Source organism: Mammaliicoccus lentus (genome assembly GCF_002902755.1).
GTDB classification, from domain to species: domain Bacteria; phylum Bacillota; class Bacilli; order Staphylococcales; family Staphylococcaceae; genus Mammaliicoccus; species Mammaliicoccus lentus.
Genome location: NZ_PPRS01000032.1, coordinates 34,124 through 50,707, shown reverse-complemented (window position 1 = coordinate 50,707; position 16,584 = coordinate 34,124). Strand labels below are relative to the sequence as shown.

At 32.5% G+C, this 16,584-nt stretch carries 16 protein-coding genes and 1 riboswitch; of the genes, 4 read left to right on the top strand and 12 right to left on the bottom strand.

Annotation, left to right across the window (positions count from 1 at the left end; all coding sequences use genetic code 11):
• Positions 1–310: 310 nt before the first annotated feature.
• Positions 311–1,609, bottom strand: a complete 1,299-nt coding sequence (gene auxA, locus CD135_RS09395; protein WP_016999674.1) for a lipoteichoic acid stability factor AuxA — start codon at positions 1,607–1,609, stop codon at positions 311–313.
• A 147-nt stretch (positions 1,610–1,756) separates the two neighbouring features.
• Here auxA and CD135_RS13020 point away from each other — a divergent pair, with 147 nt between their 5' ends.
• The 4 genes from CD135_RS13020 to CD135_RS09380 all read left to right on the top strand — a co-directional run bounded on the left by CD135_RS13020 (position 1,757) and on the right by CD135_RS09380 (position 5,155).
• Positions 1,757–1,912 (top strand): hypothetical protein, encoded by a 156-nt coding sequence (locus CD135_RS13020; RefSeq protein WP_167543691.1) that lies wholly within the window; start codon positions 1,757–1,759, stop codon positions 1,910–1,912.
• A gap of 275 nt (positions 1,913–2,187) precedes the next feature.
• Positions 2,188–2,291: riboswitch (TPP riboswitch) on the top strand.
• Positions 2,292–2,383: 92 nt separating this feature from the next.
• Positions 2,384–2,959, top strand: a complete 576-nt coding sequence (locus CD135_RS09390; RefSeq protein ID WP_070045584.1) for an ECF transporter S component — start codon at positions 2,384–2,386, stop codon at positions 2,957–2,959.
• A gap of 11 nt (positions 2,960–2,970) precedes the next feature.
• Complete coding sequence (locus tag CD135_RS09385; RefSeq protein WP_070045583.1) at positions 2,971–4,374, top strand: ABC transporter ATP-binding protein; 1,404 nt, start codon at positions 2,971–2,973, stop codon at positions 4,372–4,374.
• On the top strand, positions 4,364–5,155 hold the full coding sequence (locus CD135_RS09380; protein WP_070045581.1) for an energy-coupling factor transporter transmembrane component T family protein: 792 nt from the start codon (positions 4,364–4,366) through the stop codon (positions 5,153–5,155). Before CD135_RS09385 ends, CD135_RS09380 begins: the two co-directional genes overlap by 11 nt.
• Positions 5,156–5,265: 110 nt before the next feature.
• Here the strand turns inward: CD135_RS09380 and purD are convergent, their stop codons facing one another.
• The 11 genes from purD to purE are packed head-to-tail and all read right to left on the bottom strand — an operon-like array spanning position 5,266 to position 16,491.
• Positions 5,266–6,516, bottom strand: a complete 1,251-nt coding sequence (gene purD / locus CD135_RS09375; RefSeq protein WP_070045580.1) for a phosphoribosylamine--glycine ligase — start codon at positions 6,514–6,516, stop codon at positions 5,266–5,268.
• A gap of 11 nt (positions 6,517–6,527) precedes the next feature.
• Entirely contained in the window at positions 6,528–8,006 is a 1,479-nt protein-coding gene (gene purH, locus CD135_RS09370; protein ID WP_070045578.1) for a bifunctional phosphoribosylaminoimidazolecarboxamide formyltransferase/IMP cyclohydrolase, read from the bottom strand.
• Between the two features lie 15 nt (positions 8,007–8,021).
• A complete protein-coding gene (gene purN / locus CD135_RS09365) occupies positions 8,022–8,588 on the bottom strand; it encodes a phosphoribosylglycinamide formyltransferase (RefSeq protein ID WP_064205031.1) in 567 nt (188 codons plus the stop codon).
• Complete coding sequence (purM, locus tag CD135_RS09360; RefSeq protein WP_064205030.1) at positions 8,585–9,619, bottom strand: phosphoribosylformylglycinamidine cyclo-ligase; 1,035 nt, start codon at positions 9,617–9,619, stop codon at positions 8,585–8,587. The genes purN and purM overlap by 4 nt, the downstream gene beginning before the upstream one ends.
• Positions 9,603–11,099, bottom strand: coding sequence for an amidophosphoribosyltransferase (gene purF / locus CD135_RS09355; protein WP_016999665.1), 1,497 nt, complete (start codon positions 11,097–11,099; stop codon positions 9,603–9,605). The genes purM and purF overlap by 17 nt, the downstream gene beginning before the upstream one ends.
• A complete protein-coding gene (purL, locus tag CD135_RS09350; protein ID WP_103269316.1) occupies positions 11,078–13,267 on the bottom strand; it encodes a phosphoribosylformylglycinamidine synthase subunit PurL in 2,190 nt (729 codons plus the stop codon). The genes purF and purL overlap by 22 nt, the downstream gene beginning before the upstream one ends.
• Positions 13,260–13,931, bottom strand: coding sequence for a phosphoribosylformylglycinamidine synthase subunit PurQ (purQ, locus tag CD135_RS09345; protein WP_016999663.1), 672 nt, complete (start codon positions 13,929–13,931; stop codon positions 13,260–13,262). Before purQ ends, purL begins: the two co-directional genes overlap by 8 nt.
• Positions 13,931–14,191 (bottom strand): phosphoribosylformylglycinamidine synthase subunit PurS, encoded by a 261-nt coding sequence (gene purS / locus CD135_RS09340; RefSeq protein ID WP_064205026.1) that lies wholly within the window; start codon positions 14,189–14,191, stop codon positions 13,931–13,933. The genes purQ and purS overlap by 1 nt, the downstream gene beginning before the upstream one ends.
• Position 14,192: 1 nt before the next feature.
• Positions 14,193–14,894, bottom strand: a complete 702-nt coding sequence (gene purC / locus CD135_RS09335) for a phosphoribosylaminoimidazolesuccinocarboxamide synthase (protein ID WP_103269315.1) — start codon at positions 14,892–14,894, stop codon at positions 14,193–14,195.
• Positions 14,895–16,022: a 5-(carboxyamino)imidazole ribonucleotide synthase gene (gene purK / locus CD135_RS09330; protein WP_103269314.1), complete on the bottom strand. Its 1,128-nt coding sequence runs from the start codon at positions 16,020–16,022 to the stop codon at positions 14,895–14,897. It lies immediately after the preceding gene.
• On the bottom strand, positions 16,009–16,491 hold the full coding sequence (purE, locus tag CD135_RS09325; RefSeq protein WP_103269313.1) for a 5-(carboxyamino)imidazole ribonucleotide mutase: 483 nt from the start codon (positions 16,489–16,491) through the stop codon (positions 16,009–16,011). The genes purK and purE overlap by 14 nt, the downstream gene beginning before the upstream one ends.
• Between the last annotated feature and the right edge of the window lie 93 nt (positions 16,492–16,584).

The window sequence follows — 16,584 nt, the reverse complement described above, 5'->3', positions numbered from 1 at the left end:
AGGTCACCTCTACAATATTTTCTTAGTCGATTACATTGTACTAAAGTGAGCTATATTTGGCTCTTTTTTTATTACACAATTATATGGACATATTCATAAAAAGTGGTCTACTTGGATTATTGAAGGAGTTAATCCAATAAAAGGTGCTCTACGGAGTTAATCCAACAAAGGGGTGTCTACTTGGATTATTGTCGGAGTAAATCCAACAACAATATCATCAACTCTTGTTTTTGACCAATCTCATCCAAAAAAGAGCTAAGGATTTGTATCCCTAGCTCTTTTATATTATTAGGACTTTAAGCCCTTCAAATTAAAATGATTTTTTCAAATGAATGATAAATGCTGGTGTAACAAACAGCATTAATAAAAATGATATCGGTGTAATAAATACGGAAAATTGTGATGTTTGAAGTGCCGATACAAAGAATGTAGTTGCAATTTCAAAGAACAATGCTGATATCACAAATAATTTTCCGAAATTATGTGTATTTTTAACATTAGTTGTATAGTTAAAGTATGCATATAGTATAATTAATAACATCATTATAAATAATGTTACCCATTCAAATACATATTGAATTTGAGATAGACTCCATTCACCTGATAAGAATAAGCCATTTCTATTGTTAAATTCTATAATCGTAAATAAGAAAAGTACGAATGTACAAATCCATTCTATATAACTTTTTTTCAACCATTTTGGTCTTCTCATCCATTTAGGTATATCTTCATCTTCAATTTTTATGATTTCTTTCCATTTTTCATTTCGTTTTCTTCTTTTTTCTTTTACCTCTTCAGAATTAAACTTATCCAAAGTAACTTGCTTCATATCTTCTAATTTGCTGTATAAAGCTTGTGACATAGTAAATATTTTTCTAGTTAATCGATTATTTTTAACTCTTGAATAACGTTCTTCATTTACAGTTTCAATGTCTTCTTCACTAATTGGTAATGATCGTCTCAAATAAAGACTCGTCCATACAGACATCTGACTAAAACACCATAATAAAATAAAGAACAAATTCACACTCATTACATCGAGCGGTTTAACGCTTTTTGTATCAATATTATGATTCATAGCGAATTGTGAAATAAAGTAGCACATTCCGTATGAAATGATAATCCATAAGTAATGTTTTTTTCGATGTAATGGATTAAGTTCACTTTTATATACAACATAGCCTACATGTATGGCAAATGGGATAATAAATAAAAATGAAGCATAGCTATAAACTTGGAACATTGTCATTAAAATAATAATCATGAATATAATTGTTAAAACTATATAAAATATAGATATATCATAATCATAATTTGTTGTTCTTCTTAATGTACGTGCTATTAACAATACAAAGATGCCGAACAACAAGATAATTATTGCCGAAATGACTGGAAAACCACCTATATAGTGATTTAAAATTCTTACTAACTCATCAAAAAAAGCTACAAAAAAGTCCCAAATATTACGAATATGGATATTAGCAGAGTCTTTAATATTATAATCTTTAATACGTGGTGCATTAAATAATATCAGTAGGCCCGTTATGATAATGAATATACCTATAATCCGACTAAAATGAACTTCCCAGCTTTTTTTCTTAATAGACATGTTCTTCACCTCATTGAACATTATAATTGTTTCATTTTCAAATGTCTTTAAATAAATCGAAAATCAGCCCCAAGAAGTATAAATAAGTTTAAAAGTCAGTACTACCTGGGTATATAATAATATCATACATTTTAAGGGAGTGTTATTATGAGTAATAACGATAAACATAAAGAAGAAGCAGAAAAAGCTAAGAAAAAAGAACAAGAAAACAAAAAAGATAACGATAAAGGACAAGAAAACAAAAAAGATAACGATAAAGGACAAGATGAAACAAAAGACAACATTCAAGACACTTTTGAATAAATATATCTTATCTTAAATTTCAACGCTTGAGAGGCTGGGACATAAATACATGTCTCTGCCTCTTTCAATTATAATGGTAGTAGCTGAAATGCACTTATATCAAGCTTTTTTAACCCTAGTAATCTTTGCCGGGGTGGGACTACGAAATCTTTTTAATAAAATGAGATTTCTGTCCTACTCCCTCATTCTTATTATATTTTTGAATAATATGGTGTTACAAAATGTTCTTATTGACAAAAGATTTAATAAGACTTATCGTAGTGTTAACAAATCAATAAATGCACTAGGGGCGTTTTAAACTGAGACAGACCTGAAAAAGTCTGAACCCTTTGTACCTGATCTAGATTATACTAGCGTAGGAAAGTGTTCGTGAATCTTATAATATTCATTTTTATAATGATAACAATATTTTTATGCGCTTCTATCTAGATATAGAAGTGCATTTTTTTATATAAAAAAGGAGAATTAGTTATGGCAAAAAGATTAACTTTATCTGATATTTTAGTAACTGTATTAATAGGTGCTGTATTTGCGATTATTTATAAATTTTTATGGTTACCGTATGAAGTTTTAAAACCACTTGGTCTCCATTTAGAGCAATCTATTTATGGTTTTTGGTTTATTGCAGCTATTATCACTTATTTGATTATTCAAAAACCTGGTGTAGCATTATTAGCAGAATTTGCAGCGGGTGCTGGCGAAACAATAGTTATGGGACAATTTGATATTCCTACTTTTGTATATGCCTTACTTCAAGGCTTAGCTTGTGAAATTGTATTTTTAGCTGTTCGATATAAATCGAGAAAGTTATCTGTCGCTATTATAGCTGGAGCTTTGGCTGGTATCATTACTTTACCCGTTGATTGGTTTTATAATTATTTAGGCGACGTTGCAACTTGGAATATTATATTAATGTTCAGCATAAGAATACTGAGCGGAGCTATATTAGGTGGCGCGCTTGGATACTCTATTGTACGAGCACTTGATCGAACTGGTGTTACTAAATTATTCAGACCTTCTTCTAAAAAAGATTACGACTTATTATAGGAGCTATAAAATTGTTATCACTTAAAAATCTTAGACTTAAATATCCAGATGATGAACGTATCATTTTTAAAAATTTAAATATTACTATAAATGATAGAGAGAAAGTTTTATTACTTGGTCCGAGTGGTTCAGGTAAAAGTACCCTATTAAATGTATTAAGTGGCATCATTCCTAGGTCTGTAGATATACCTATGAAAGTTGATGAAAAGCATATTGACCCTTTCCCAGGTGTTATATTTCAAGATCCTGACACACAATTTTGTATGCCTAAAATTAAAGAAGAGTTGGCTTTTGTATTAGAAAATATGAAAGTTGAGCCTAACCGAATGGATTCACTTATATCAAAAGCTATGCAAGAAGTTAACTTAGAGGCAGATCCATCTAAAAAACTTAGCCAACTTAGCGGTGGAATGAAACAGAAATTAGCTATTGCTTCTATTTTATTGCAAAAAACTGATACTTTATTTTTAGATGAACCAACTGCAATGTTAGATACATCTTCTACTTATCAACTTTGGGATTTACTCATGCAACATTGGGAAAATCAAACAGTTGTAATTGTTGAGCATAAAGTTGATTATATATGGAATTATGTAGACAGAGTCATTGTCATGAATGATAAAGGGCAAATTACGCATGATAGTACACCTGACGACATATTAAATAACCATACTGACGTATTAAATGAATATGGTGTTTGGCATCCTAATTCATGGGATTATGCACCTAAATCACTTTCTATTAACCATAAATACGAACCTTTATTAAATATAAGCAATCTAGAAATATTACGTCATCGTAAAAAGTTATTTAAAATAAACGATTTATCTATAAACAAAGGTGAATTAATAGTGTTAACAGGGGCTAATGGAACTGGAAAGACTACTTTTTTAGAAACCTTAATGCAACTTATTAAATATGAAGGAAATATTTATTACAAAGATAAACGTCTAAAAAAAATAAAAGATGCATCTAAACACATGTATTTTGTATATCAAAATCCAGAATTACAATTTATTGAAATGTCTGTTTATGATGAAATTTCGATTAATTTTTCACACCAAAATAAAGAAACAGCACAAGCAAAAACTGAAGAAATGTTAAAACTTTTGAGATTAGAACATGTAAAAGTACAACATCCATTCGAACTTTCAATTGGACAGAAAAAAAGATTAAGCGTGGCTACAGCATTAAGCACGCAATCTGAAATCATATTACTAGATGAACCGACATTTGGTTTAGACAGCCATAACACTTTTGAACTGATTAAGTTATTTAAACAGAGAGTTGCAGATGGGCAAACAATTATCATGATTACACATGAAAATGAAATCATAAATCGTTACGCGACCAGAATATTGAACATTCAAAACCGTGAATTAGCCATAAGTGATGGTGACGTTTATGCTGAATAATTGGAAAAGATATTACACTTTCATCGATAACGTTAATATTTTAACTAAACTATTATTAGGTATTTCACTATTTTTCTTTGCCATTTTCATACATGATTTTGATTTCATGCTTTATTTAACAATTGTGATGTTTATATATTTAATATTTATGAGCGGTGTAAAATGGGCGCCGTTGTTAATTGTTATTGCTATTACTTTATTCTTTGGCTTTACTTCCTCGCTATTTATGATTTTTTACGGTGAAGGAAGTCATACGTTGTTTAAATTTGGTATTATCAATATTACGAGTGAAAGCTTAATGAGAGGCTTACACGTTACAATGCGTACACTGGTTATTTCCTTTTATGGAATGGTTATACCTTTCACATCACAAATTATTTATGTGTTCTATAGCTTCATGCAACATTTAAAATTAAAACCTAAAATAGCTTATGCTTTTATGGCATCTATCAGAATGATTCCTATCATGTTTACATCATTCATCCAATTAAGACAAGCATTAAAAATGCGTTATCAAGTCATTGATAAAAGTCAGCGTAAAGGACTTAAATGGATAAATCATTTACTTATACCGACATTAAGTCAAAGTATAAGAAAATCTCATAGATTAGCAGTAGCTATGGAAGCTAAAGGATTTACGAATGGTAAACGAAATTATTATTATAAAGTGCCTTTTACAATAAATGATGTGTATTTTATTATAATGTCAATTTTATTAGTTGTTTTGGCGTTTTGTTTAGGGAGTTTCTTCCCTATTACAAACATTACTGATATTAGGTAACATTGCGTTATGTTTGACCATATCTTTCCCTAAAAGAACGAAATGTAGCGCAATGAAAAAGACCGATAAAATTTATGCAATCAAATAAATTTTATCGGTCTTTCATTTTATTATATTTGAGCTTTCAATGCTTTATGTCCTATATCTTTTCTATAGAATAAATTGTCGCATTTTATTTTTTCCACTTGAACATAAGCATTTTTTTGTGCTTCTCTTATATCTTTGCCTGTTCCAATAGAAATCATAACTCTTCCACCGTTATTTTCATATTGTCCTTTTTCGTTCTTTTTCAAGGCGCTAACATAATACTGTTCTATTTGGTCTAAGCCTTCAACTATATGACCTTTTTCGTAATTAGCAGGATACCCTTTTGATGCTAATACAACACCTACTACACTTTCATCTTTCCATTCAAGCTTGATAGGTTCTTTTTTATATGTTTTTTCTAGGAGTTCAATAAAATCTGAATCTAATTTTGTTAATAATACTTGTGCTTCAGGATCTCCAAATCTCGCATTAAATTCAATAACTTTTGGACCATCTTCTGTTAAAATTGCACCGATATATATTAACCCGAAGTATTGTATACCCTCACTTACAAGTGCTTGAGCTATAGGTTGCGCTACTTTTTGATTTGTTTCTTCGATGATTTCTTTTGAAATATGTGGAACCGGGCAGTAAGCACCCATACCTCCAGTATTAGGACCTTTATCAGCATCAAATGCACGTTTATGATCTTGAGCTATACAATCAAAAGGTACCGCAAATTCTTCATTTACAAATGTCATAACTGAAAATTCTTCGCCTTCAAGAAACTCTTCAAATACAACTTTTTCATCATCTGTTGTATATAAAGTTTCTACAGCTTGTCGAGCTTCTTCTCTAGTCAAAGCTACGATAACACCTTTACCAGCAGCCAGCCCATCCTTTTTCAATACAATTGGTATAGGACATGCTTCAACATATGTTAATGCTTTTTCTTTAGAACAAATTGTTTCATATTCAGCTGTTGGAATATTATATTTGTCCATTATTTTTTTAGCAAATTCTTTTGACCCTTCTAATTGTGCAGCTTCTTTATTAGGTCCAAATACTTTAGCATTTGTTTCACTTAAAACATCAGTTAATCCATCAATCAAAGGTTGTTCTGGGCCGATAATAACCCATTCAATATCATTATTTACCACGAACTCTTTTATCTTTTCATGATTATCTTCTTTAATATTTGAAATGACAGTTGCTACACCACTCATCGCATCATTTCCTGGAATAACAAATACCTCTTCGACTGTATTTGAAAGTTTACATTTTTGAGCTAAAACATGTTCACGACCACCTGAGCCGATTATCAGTACTTTCATTTATGAACCTCCTAATGTTTAAAGTGTCTCACGCCAGTAAATACCATACTTATGCCATATTTATTTGCCATATCAATAGATTCTTGATCTTTTATTGAACCGCCTGGTTGAATAATTGTCTTAATGCCAGCTTTTGCAGCAGTTTCAACTGAATCTCCCATTGGGAAAAAGCCATCCGAAGCTAAAGCTACATTATCATTCATTTCAATTGCTCTATCTATCGCAATTTTAGCTGATCCTACTCTATTCATCTGTCCAGCGCCGACACCGACAGTTTGATGATCATTTGCTAGAACAATCGCATTACTTTTAACTGAACGTACTACTTTCCAAGCAAGTTCTAATGCTTTCCATTGCTCTTCACTTGGTTCAACATCTGTTACTACTTTCATATCTTCTCTTTTAATAATTGCATTATCTTTATCTTGAACTAAGTATCCACCTGAAACAGAAACAAATTCTTGTTCATCTTTTGTTTCAGCCATATCGATTTCTAACAATCTAATATTTTTCTTACCTTTAAGAACTTCCAATGCTTCCTCTTCAAAATGAGGAGCGATAACCACTTCTAAGAAAATAGAATGTAGATTTTCTGCTAAAGCTTTTGTAACAGGTCTATTAAGTGCAACTATTCCACCAAATATTGATTGTGAATCCGCTTCATAAGCATATTCATATGCTTGTTCTATTGTTTCACCTACACCTACCCCACAAGGGTTCATGTGTTTAACAGCTACTGCTGCAGGTTGTTCAAACTTCTTAATCAATGATAATGTTGCGTCTGCATCTTTTATATTATTAAAACTTAATGCTTTTCCATGTAACTGTTTAGCTCCAGCTAAAGTATTAGGCTCTTGAGAAGTCTTAACAAACGTAGCATTTTGTTGTGGATTTTCTCCATATCTTAATTCTTCAGAAGCATCATTAAAGAATTCTACAATCGTATTATCATAATCATTAGTATGTTTGAAAACTTTTATCATTAATGATTTTCTGTAATTCTCATCTAATTCATTGTTCTCTATACGTCGAATCACTTCTTCATAATCATCAGGATTAACAACTGTCGTTACAAATTTGAAGTTTTTAGCAGCAGCTCTCAACATAGTTGGTCCACCAATGTCTATATTCTCAATTGCTTCTTCTTCAGTAACATTTTCTTTTTTAATTGTTTCTTTAAACGGATATAGATTAACAACGACTAAATCGATTAAGTCGATACCTTGTTCCTCTAATGCTGATAAATGTTCAGGAATAGAACGATTTGCAAGTATACCACCATGTACACCAGGGTGAAGTGTTTTAACACGACCATCCATTATTTCAGGAAAGTCTGTTAGTTCTGATACTGAGTACACTTCAACATTCGCTTCTTCTAAAGCTTTTTTAGTGCCACCAGTAGAATAGACTTTGTAGTCATTTTTAATTAAATTACGTGTAAATTCGACAATGTTCGTTTTATCTGAAACACTTAATATTGCATTTTTCATTTTGTAAAGACTCCTTTATTTTATGATTTCTTTAATGACGCGCGGATATAGTTCATATTCTAAGTTCTGTATTCTCAGCTGTAGTGTGTCTCTTGTATCGTCTGGATAAACTGGGCAACTTAGTTGGTCTATAATTTCTCCTGTATCCATACCACTGTCTACGTAATGTACAGTTGCTCCTGTAACTCTTACACCATAATCTAGTGCTTGACCAACTGCATCTTTACCAGGAAAGCTTGGTAATATTGAAGGATGTATATTTAAAATTTTTCCTTCATATTGACTAAGTAAAGTTGGACCTACAAGTCTCATATAACCAGCTAAAATAATCCAACTCACTCTTTCTTGAGATAATCTTGTAATTAGAGCTTCCTCATATTCCTTTTTATTATCATATGTTCTAGGATCAATGATATATACAGGTAGATTAAACCTTCTTGCTCTTTCAACACAAAATGCATTCGGGTTATCTGTAAATAAAGCAGTAACTTCGATATGACTTAAATGACCATATTCAATATTTTCCATAATTTTTTCGAAATTAGAACCGTTACCTGAAGCAAAAATAGCAGTTTTTATCATAATTGAACCCCCGATAAATTCACGTTACCAGAACCTTTTGTAATTTCCCCAATAACGTAAGCTTCTTCGTTCTGTTCTTTTAATGTATTCAATACTTCATCTTTATCATTTTGATCAACTATTAATACGAAACCAATACCCATATTGAACACGTTATACATTTCAGTTGCATCAATCTCGCCTTGTTCTTGCAACCATTTAAATATTTTAGGAATTTTATAAGTATTCACATCAATATTTGCATCCATATTATCTGGAATAGCTCTTGGTATATTTTCTATAAAACCGCCGCCAGTAATGTGCGACATAGCTTTTACTTTCACTTTATTCAATACAGAAAGTACAGGTTTTACATATAATTTAGTAGGTTCTAAAAACACATCTAAATAACTATGTTGATCATCAAATTGGTCCTCTAGATTAATACCACTTGTTTTGATTAAGTTTCTTACCAAGCTATATCCGTTCGAATGAATACCACTTGAAGTTATACCAATAATGACATCATTTTCAGACACATTACTGCCATCGATATATTCATCTTTTTCAACTGCGCCTACACAGAAACCAGCTATATCATACTCACCTTCATGATACATTTCGCCCATTTCTGCAGTTTCTCCACCGATTAAAGCACAGTTTGTTTCTTTACAAGCAACAGATACACCAGAAACGATATTCTCAATCGTTTCCGGATTTACTTTGTTTGTTGCAATATAGTCAAGGAAATATAATGGCTCTGCTCCAGTTGTTAAAATATCATTTACGCACATAGCGACTGCATCTATACCTATTGTGTCATGTTTATCATTATCGATAGCTAATTTTAATTTTGTTCCTACACCATCAGTACCCGAAACTAAAACTGGTTTTTTCATGTTTAATTGGGATAAATCAAACGCTGCTCCGAAACCACCTAGACCACCAAGTACCTCTTTTCTCATCGTACTTTGTACGTGAGATTTCATTCTATTAACTGCTTCATAACCTGCTTCAATATCAACACCGGATGCTTTATATGCTTTCGACATTAAGATTACCCTCTCTATCAAAGTATTGTTTGTGTTCACTTAAATATTCTTTTTGTCGTTTACTTAAGTTTTCGAAATAACGTGTTTCATAGTCATACAAGCCTGCTGGATAATCACCAGTGAAACTTTCAACACATAATCCGTTGTAAGGTACGTCTAAATCTAAACCGATTGAGTCAATCAAACCATCTACGCTTAAATATGCTAAAGAATCTGCTCCTATATAGTCTCGTATTTCTTCTGGTGATTTGTGAGCAGAAATTAATTCTGATGATGTTGAAACATCGATACCGTAGAAACTTGGGAACATAAACTCAGGAGATGCTATGCGTACATGTATTTCATTTGCACCAGCATCTTTTAACATTCTTACGATTCTTTTACTTGTAGTTCCTCTCACAATTGAATCATCTACGAGCACTATATTTTTACCGTAAACAATATCTTTTACAGCTGATAATTTCACACGCACACCCTGTTCACGAAGTTCCTGTGTTGGCTGAATGAATGTTCTTGCGACATATTGATTTTTAACTAGACCCATTTCATAAGGTAAGTGGCTTTCTTCAGCAAATCCAGTTGCTGCAGATAGAGATGAATTTGGCACCCCTATTACCATGTCTGCACCTTTTACTGGGCTTTCGTCAGCTAAACGTTTTCCTGATTCTTTACGGACTGCATGAACATTTTTACCTGCAATTGTTGAATCTGGTCTTGCAAAATAAATATATTCCATAGCTGAAATCGCTGTTGAGGTTTGTTTAGTGTAAGATTCTACTCTTATTCCGTCGTCATTAATCACAACATATTCTCCTGCATGTATATCCCTTACAAATTCAGCGCCTAATACATCGATTGCACATGTTTCACTAGCTATAATATAAGCTCCAGTTTTCATTCGACCTACCGCTAAAGGTCTAATGGCATTTGGATCAACTGCTCCATATAATGCATCTTTAGTTAGTAATGCAAACGTAAATCCGCCTTTAATTATGTTTAAACTTTCTTTTAAACTTCCTTCGAAATCAGTTGCTTTGCTTCGTCTGATTAGGTGCATAATCACTTCTGTATCTGATGAAGAGTGAAAAATCGCGCCATCTTTTTCTAGTTTTTTTCTCAAACTTTGTGCATTTACTAAGTTACCGTTATGGCAAACGCCAACACTCATATCGTAAAAATGGTATAAAAATGGCTGAATGTTTTCTATTCCTTTATTGCCAGATGTCGCATATCTCACGTGTCCTATTGCATGGTTATAATCTTTGAAAGATTCTAATTGCGCATCAGAAATCGCTTCTGATAATAAGCCTAAACCACGTTCACCCTTTAATTCATTGCCATTTGACCCAACAATTCCTGCTCCTTCTTGACCTCTATGTTGTAAACTGTGTAAGCCCATATATGTTAATTGTGCTGACTCTGGATGATTCCATATACCAAACACGCCACATTCCTCATTTAGACTTTTGATTTCATGCATTGGCCAATTGCCCCTTTCAATTGTTCCCTTATATTCTTCACGTCGACAGTTAATTGTGTAGTTTGGTTCGATAGTTTAAATTGCGTATCGTCAGTTAATTTACCAATTTCAATTGCACCATCGATATCTATTGTTTCGCCTTCTTTTGCTACGACAATATATCGACCTTGTGTTTCACTAAACAATTGTGCGTTTGTAAGTTCTAAATTAACTTCAACTCCTAAATTAAAGTGTGCGCTAAGTTTAGCTAAGCCTATTGCGATTCCGCCTTTACCTAATGCTTGTACATGTGACGCTTTCCCATCTACAATTGCTTTTTTAATTGTTTCTCCTCTTTGTACTTCTGTATTTAAATCTATTTCACAATGTTCATGGTTAACATCTCTATATAGAAGTTTTTCGATTTGACTTCCACCAAAGTTATTTTCAGTGTCGCCTACTAGATAAATACGTTCTGAAGCTTGAGGTTTATAATCATTTAAATATTCTACATCTTCAATTAAACCAACCATACCAATAACTGGTGTTGGGAATATTGAAGTACCTTTTGTTTCGTTATACAAGGAAACGTTACCTGAAACTACTGGTGTTTTGAGTATTTCACAAGCTTCTGCCATCCCTTTTGTTGAATCAGCTAATTGTTGATATATTTCTGGTTTTTCTGGTGAACCATAATTTAAACAATCAGTCATTGCTAAAGGCGTTGCACCGACTGAAATCAGGTTACGATACGCTTCTGCAACAACCATTTTTCCACCTTCATAAGGATTATTGAAAACATATCTAGCTTCGCCATCAATAGTTGAAGCAATTGCTTTTTTAGTACCTTCTACTCTAACGACACCAGCGTGAATACCTGGTTTGCGTATAGTATTTGCCCCAACTTGTTGATCGTATTGTTCATAAGCAAATTCTTTTGAAGCTATAGTTGGATGACTAATTAATTGATTAAATACATCTTTTACATCAATATCTTCATATTTATTAGCTTTTGTTTCATACTTAGGTGTTTTACCTTCTAAAATATACACAGGTGCTTCGTCTGCTAAAGGTTCTACAGGTATATCTGCATAAACTTCATCTTCATAAGATAAAACGAAGCGGTTTGTATCAGTTACTTCTCCAATTACTGCAGAATCTAATTCATGATGTTCAAATAAATCTAAGAATTTTTGTTCTGTTCCTTTTTCAACTACAAGTAACATACGTTCTTGAGTTTCAGACAACATCATTTCATATGGTGAAATACCCTCTTCTCTTGTTGGAACTTTTTCTAAATGTAGATGAATACCACTACCACCTTTTGCTGCCATTTCAGAAGATGAAGAAGTTAAACCTGCTGCACCCATATCTTGAATACCTACAAGCTCAGGATATGTAATTGCTTCTAGTGTTGCTTCCATTAATTTTTTACCAACGAATGGGTCGCCTATTTGTACTGAAGGTCTTTTACTTTCAGATGCTTCACTCAATTCCTCAGAAGCAAAAGTTGCACCATGAATGCCATCTCTACCAGTTTTTAAACCTACATATATTACTGGATTGCCTTTACCTTTTGCAGTGCCCTTTTGAATTTTATCGTGATCAATAATACCTACACACATTGCGTTAACAAGAGGATTACCATCATATCTTTCATCAAATTCAATTTCACCAGCTACAGTTGGGATTCCTATACAGTTTCCGTAACCACCTATCCCTTTTACAACTCCACTAAATAATCTACGGTTTGTTTTATTTGATAATTCACCAAATCTTAAACTATTTAATAATGAAATTGGTCTAGCACCGATAGATACGATGTCACGGATAATACCGCCTACACCAGTAGCTGCACCTTGATAAGGTTCAATTGCTGAAGGGTGGTTATGAGATTCAACTTTAAATACTACTGCTTGATTATCACCAATATCTACAACACCTGCACCTTCACCAGGTCCCATTAATACGCGTTCTCCAGTTGTAGGAAACTGTTTAAGAAATGGTTTAGAATGTTTATAAGAACAATGTTCACTCCACATAACTGAGAAAATACCAATTTCAGTGAAATTAGGTTTTCTTCCTAATATGCTTATAACTTTTTGATACTCTTCATCCGTTAATCCCATATCTCTATATAAATGTTCAGTTTCGATTTCTTTAATACTCGGTTCTAAAAACTTAGACATGTTGTTCCCTCCAACTTTCGATCATAGATTGAAATAACTTAACACCGCTATCTGAGCCAAGTAATGTTTCCATAGCTCTCTCAGGATGTGGCATCATACCACAAACGTTACCTTCTATATTTGTAATCCCTGCTATATCTTTGTATGAACCATTTGGATTATCTTGGTACGTTAAAATAATTTGATTATGTTTTTTCAATTCTTCATACATTTCATCCGTACAATAGTAGTGGCCTTCGCCATGCGCAACTGGATATACAACTGTTTCATTTTCATCATATTGATGCGTAAATTTTGTTTGATTATTAACAATCGTTAATTCTTCATTTCTGCTAACGAATAAATGATCATCATTATGCAAAAGCGCACCTGGCAATAATCCGATTTCAGTTAAAATTTGGAAGCCATTACAAACACCTAATACTGGTTTCCCTTCTTCTGCTAGTCTTTTAACTTCTTTTATAATTGGAGCAACTCTAGCCATAGCTCCTGATCTTAAGTAGTCACCAAATGAAAAACCGCCTGGTATCAGAACACCATCAAAACCTTTTAAAGATGTTTCTCTATAATCAACATACTCCGCTTCAACTCCAGAACGTGTAGCAGCATTGTACATGTCGCGGTCACAATTTGAACCTGGGAAGACTAATACAGCTAATTTCATTATGCGTTCTCCTTATCTTCTAAAATTTTAAAACTATATTCTTCAATTACAGTATTCGCAAATAATTTTTCACTAAGTGTATTAACGATATTATGGATTGTTGCTTCATCTGTTTCTTCAACTGTCATGTATATTACTTTACCTACTCTAATATTATTGACTTGCTCATAACCTAAATCGTGTACAGCTCTATTCAATGCTTGTCCTTGTGTATCTAAAACTTGTCCTTGTAATGTAATGTGCAATTCAATATTTTTCATTTTATAGTTCCTCCAATTTATTATAAAAAGTTTCATACGTATCAATTAATGATCCAGTGTCTTCTCTATATACATCTTTATCAAAGTTTTCATGAGTATCTTTATCCCATATACGGCATGTATCTGGAGATATCTCATCTGCTAACAAGATTTCGCCGTCAGCTGTATACCCAAACTCTATTTTGAAATCCACTAATAAAAGATTCATTTCTTCCATGATTTCACTTAAAACTGTGTTAACTTGTAATGCCTTATTTTTAATAACTTCTAATTGTTCTGTTGTAGCAATATTTAATAGTTCTACATGGTCATCTGTAATAAGTGGGTCATTTAATTCGTCTTTCTTATAAAACAATTCTAGTAATGGCTTTTCAAATTGATGTCCTTTTTCAAAACCAAGTCTTTTGCAAATGGAACCAGCTGCTACATTACGTACAACTACTTCTAATGGAAATATTTCTACTGCTTTTACTAATTGTTCCGTATCTGATAGTTTTTCAACAAAATGACTTTCGATGTCTCTTGTTTGCAAAATTCCAAAAATTTTAGATGTAATAAGATTATTTAAACGACCTTTACCAGTCATTTCATCTTTTTTTGCACCGTTGCCAGCTGTGACTTCATCTTTATATTCAATTCTTAAAATATTTGATTTCTCGGTGTTAAAAACTCTTTTTGCTTTTCCTTCATATAATAGAGTCATTTAATTGTTCCGCCCTTCAAACAAATTGTTAAACATCGCTTCATCTTTATTTAAGTCTTCTGTTAATTTTGTGATATGACCCATCTTACGATTTGTTTTATTTACTTTTTTACCGTACAAATGAACGTGCCATTCCGGATGTTTGTAAAAAGTTTCATATAATAAGTTCACATCTTGACCTAATAAATTCATCATAATCGCTGGTTTCAATAATGAGATTTGCTTAGGTAAGTGCCATCCAGCCACAGCAAGAATATGTGTATCGAATTGAGAATAATCACAAGCTTCTATTGAATAATGACCTGAATTATGTGGTCTCGGTGCAATCTCATTAACAAATAAATCTTGATCGTTTGTTACAAAAAATTCGACTGTAAAAGTTCCTACAAAATGGAGCTTAGTCATAATTTTTTTAACTTCTTCTATTGCTTTGTTTTCTAAATCTACTCGTGCTGGAACAACCGTTTTGTATAATATTTGATTTCTATGTTCATTCTCTTGTAGTGGAAAATAAACTGTTTGATTGTATATATCACGTGTTGCCGTAATAGATACTTCTTTATTAAGGGAAATAAACTTTTCTACAACGCATGGTGTATCAGTGACTAATTTGCGTGCTTCTTCTAGTTCGCTCTTTTCACGTATAATTAACTGACCTTTACCGTCATATCCACCAAAACGCGTTTTGATTATAAATGGAAGTCCAATTTCATCAATAGCTTCCTTAAGATCAGATATTTCTTTAACTTCTATAAAAGGAACAATATTTACGTTTGCTTCTTGTAATGTTTGTTTTTCAGTTAATCTGTCTTGTAATAAAGCTACTGTTTCACTTCCTTGAGGAATATTAAATTGGTTAGAGAGTGTTTCTAATTGATGTGCATCAATATTTTCAAATTCGTAAGTAATTACTTTTGAAATTTCACCTAAACGTTTAAGAGCTAAATCGTCTGAATATGCCGCATTGATAAATTCATGTGCTACATATTGAGCTGGACAATTCTCGTCAGGATCTAGTATTGCAACTTTAAACCCCATTTTTTGTGCCGATTGTGCCATCATCTTTCCTAGTTGGCCGCCACCTACAATACCTATCATGTCACCTGCTTCAAGGTTATAATAAGTCATTTTGCATTTCCTCCACTTTATCAACTAAACTTTCTTCATATTTAACTAATTGATGTCTAACTTTATTATCGTGCATACCTATCATTCTAGCTGCAAGAATGCCAGCATTTTTACTACCTGCTTTACCTATAGCTGTTGTAGCAACAGGAATACCTCCTGGCATTTGAACTATAGATAATAAAGAATCTAGACCTTTTAAACTTTTAGATTCTATTGGCACGCCTATAACAGGAGCAGTCGTTAATGACGCTACCATTCCTGGTAAATGAGCTGCACCACCGGCACCAGCAATAATAATATCTATGTTATTTTTTGTTGCACTCTTAGCATAATCGACCATTTTTAATGGTGTTCTATGAGCAGACACGACTTCTTTTTCATATTCAATACCAAAATAATCAAGCATGTCACATGCTTCTTTCATGATTGCCCAGTCGGAAGAACTACCCATTATTACTGCCACTTTCATCTTTGTCACCCTTTCAATTAGTTGAAATGTTAAAGTTTCATTGTGTATATTACAGATATAGCATAACAATTGATTTTGCTATTTTCAATGGAA

What these genes read in the sequence shown, in the direction of transcription:
- CD135_RS09390 (WP_070045584.1), top strand. Translation starts at nt 2,384, where the DNA reads ATGGCAAAAAGATTAACTTTATCTGATATTTTAGTAACTGTATTAATA.
- purQ (WP_016999663.1), bottom strand. Translation starts at nt 13,931, where the DNA reads ATGAAATTAGCTGTATTAGTCTTCCCAGGTTCAAATTGTGACCGCGAC.
- auxA (WP_016999674.1), bottom strand. Translation starts at nt 1,609, where the DNA reads ATGTCTATTAAGAAAAAAAGCTGGGAAGTTCATTTTAGTCGGATTATA.
- purK (WP_103269314.1), bottom strand. Translation starts at nt 16,022, where the DNA reads ATGACTTATTATAACCTTGAAGCAGGTGACATGATAGGTATTGTAGGT.
- purC (WP_103269315.1), bottom strand. Translation starts at nt 14,894, where the DNA reads ATGACTCTATTATATGAAGGAAAAGCAAAAAGAGTTTTTAACACCGAG.
- purE (WP_103269313.1), bottom strand. Translation starts at nt 16,491, where the DNA reads ATGAAAGTGGCAGTAATAATGGGTAGTTCTTCCGACTGGGCAATCATG.
- purN (WP_064205031.1), bottom strand. Translation starts at nt 8,588, where the DNA reads ATGATAAAAACTGCTATTTTTGCTTCAGGTAACGGTTCTAATTTCGAA.
- purM (WP_064205030.1), bottom strand. Translation starts at nt 9,619, where the DNA reads ATGTCGAAAGCATATAAAGCATCCGGTGTTGATATTGAAGCAGGTTAT.
- purF (WP_016999665.1), bottom strand. Translation starts at nt 11,099, where the DNA reads ATGCATGAAATCAAAAGTCTAAATGAGGAATGTGGCGTGTTTGGTATA.
- purH (WP_070045578.1), bottom strand. Translation starts at nt 8,006, where the DNA reads ATGAAAAATGCAATATTAAGTGTTTCAGATAAAACGAACATTGTCGAA.
- CD135_RS09380 (WP_070045581.1), top strand. Translation starts at nt 4,364, where the DNA reads ATGCTGAATAATTGGAAAAGATATTACACTTTCATCGATAACGTTAAT.
- purS (WP_064205026.1), bottom strand. Translation starts at nt 14,191, where the DNA reads ATGAAAAATATTGAATTGCACATTACATTACAAGGACAAGTTTTAGAT.
- purL (WP_103269316.1), bottom strand. Translation starts at nt 13,267, where the DNA reads ATGTCTAAGTTTTTAGAACCGAGTATTAAAGAAATCGAAACTGAACAT.
- CD135_RS13020 (WP_167543691.1), top strand. Translation starts at nt 1,757, where the DNA reads ATGAGTAATAACGATAAACATAAAGAAGAAGCAGAAAAAGCTAAGAAA.
- purD (WP_070045580.1), bottom strand. Translation starts at nt 6,516, where the DNA reads ATGAAAGTACTGATAATCGGCTCAGGTGGTCGTGAACATGTTTTAGCT.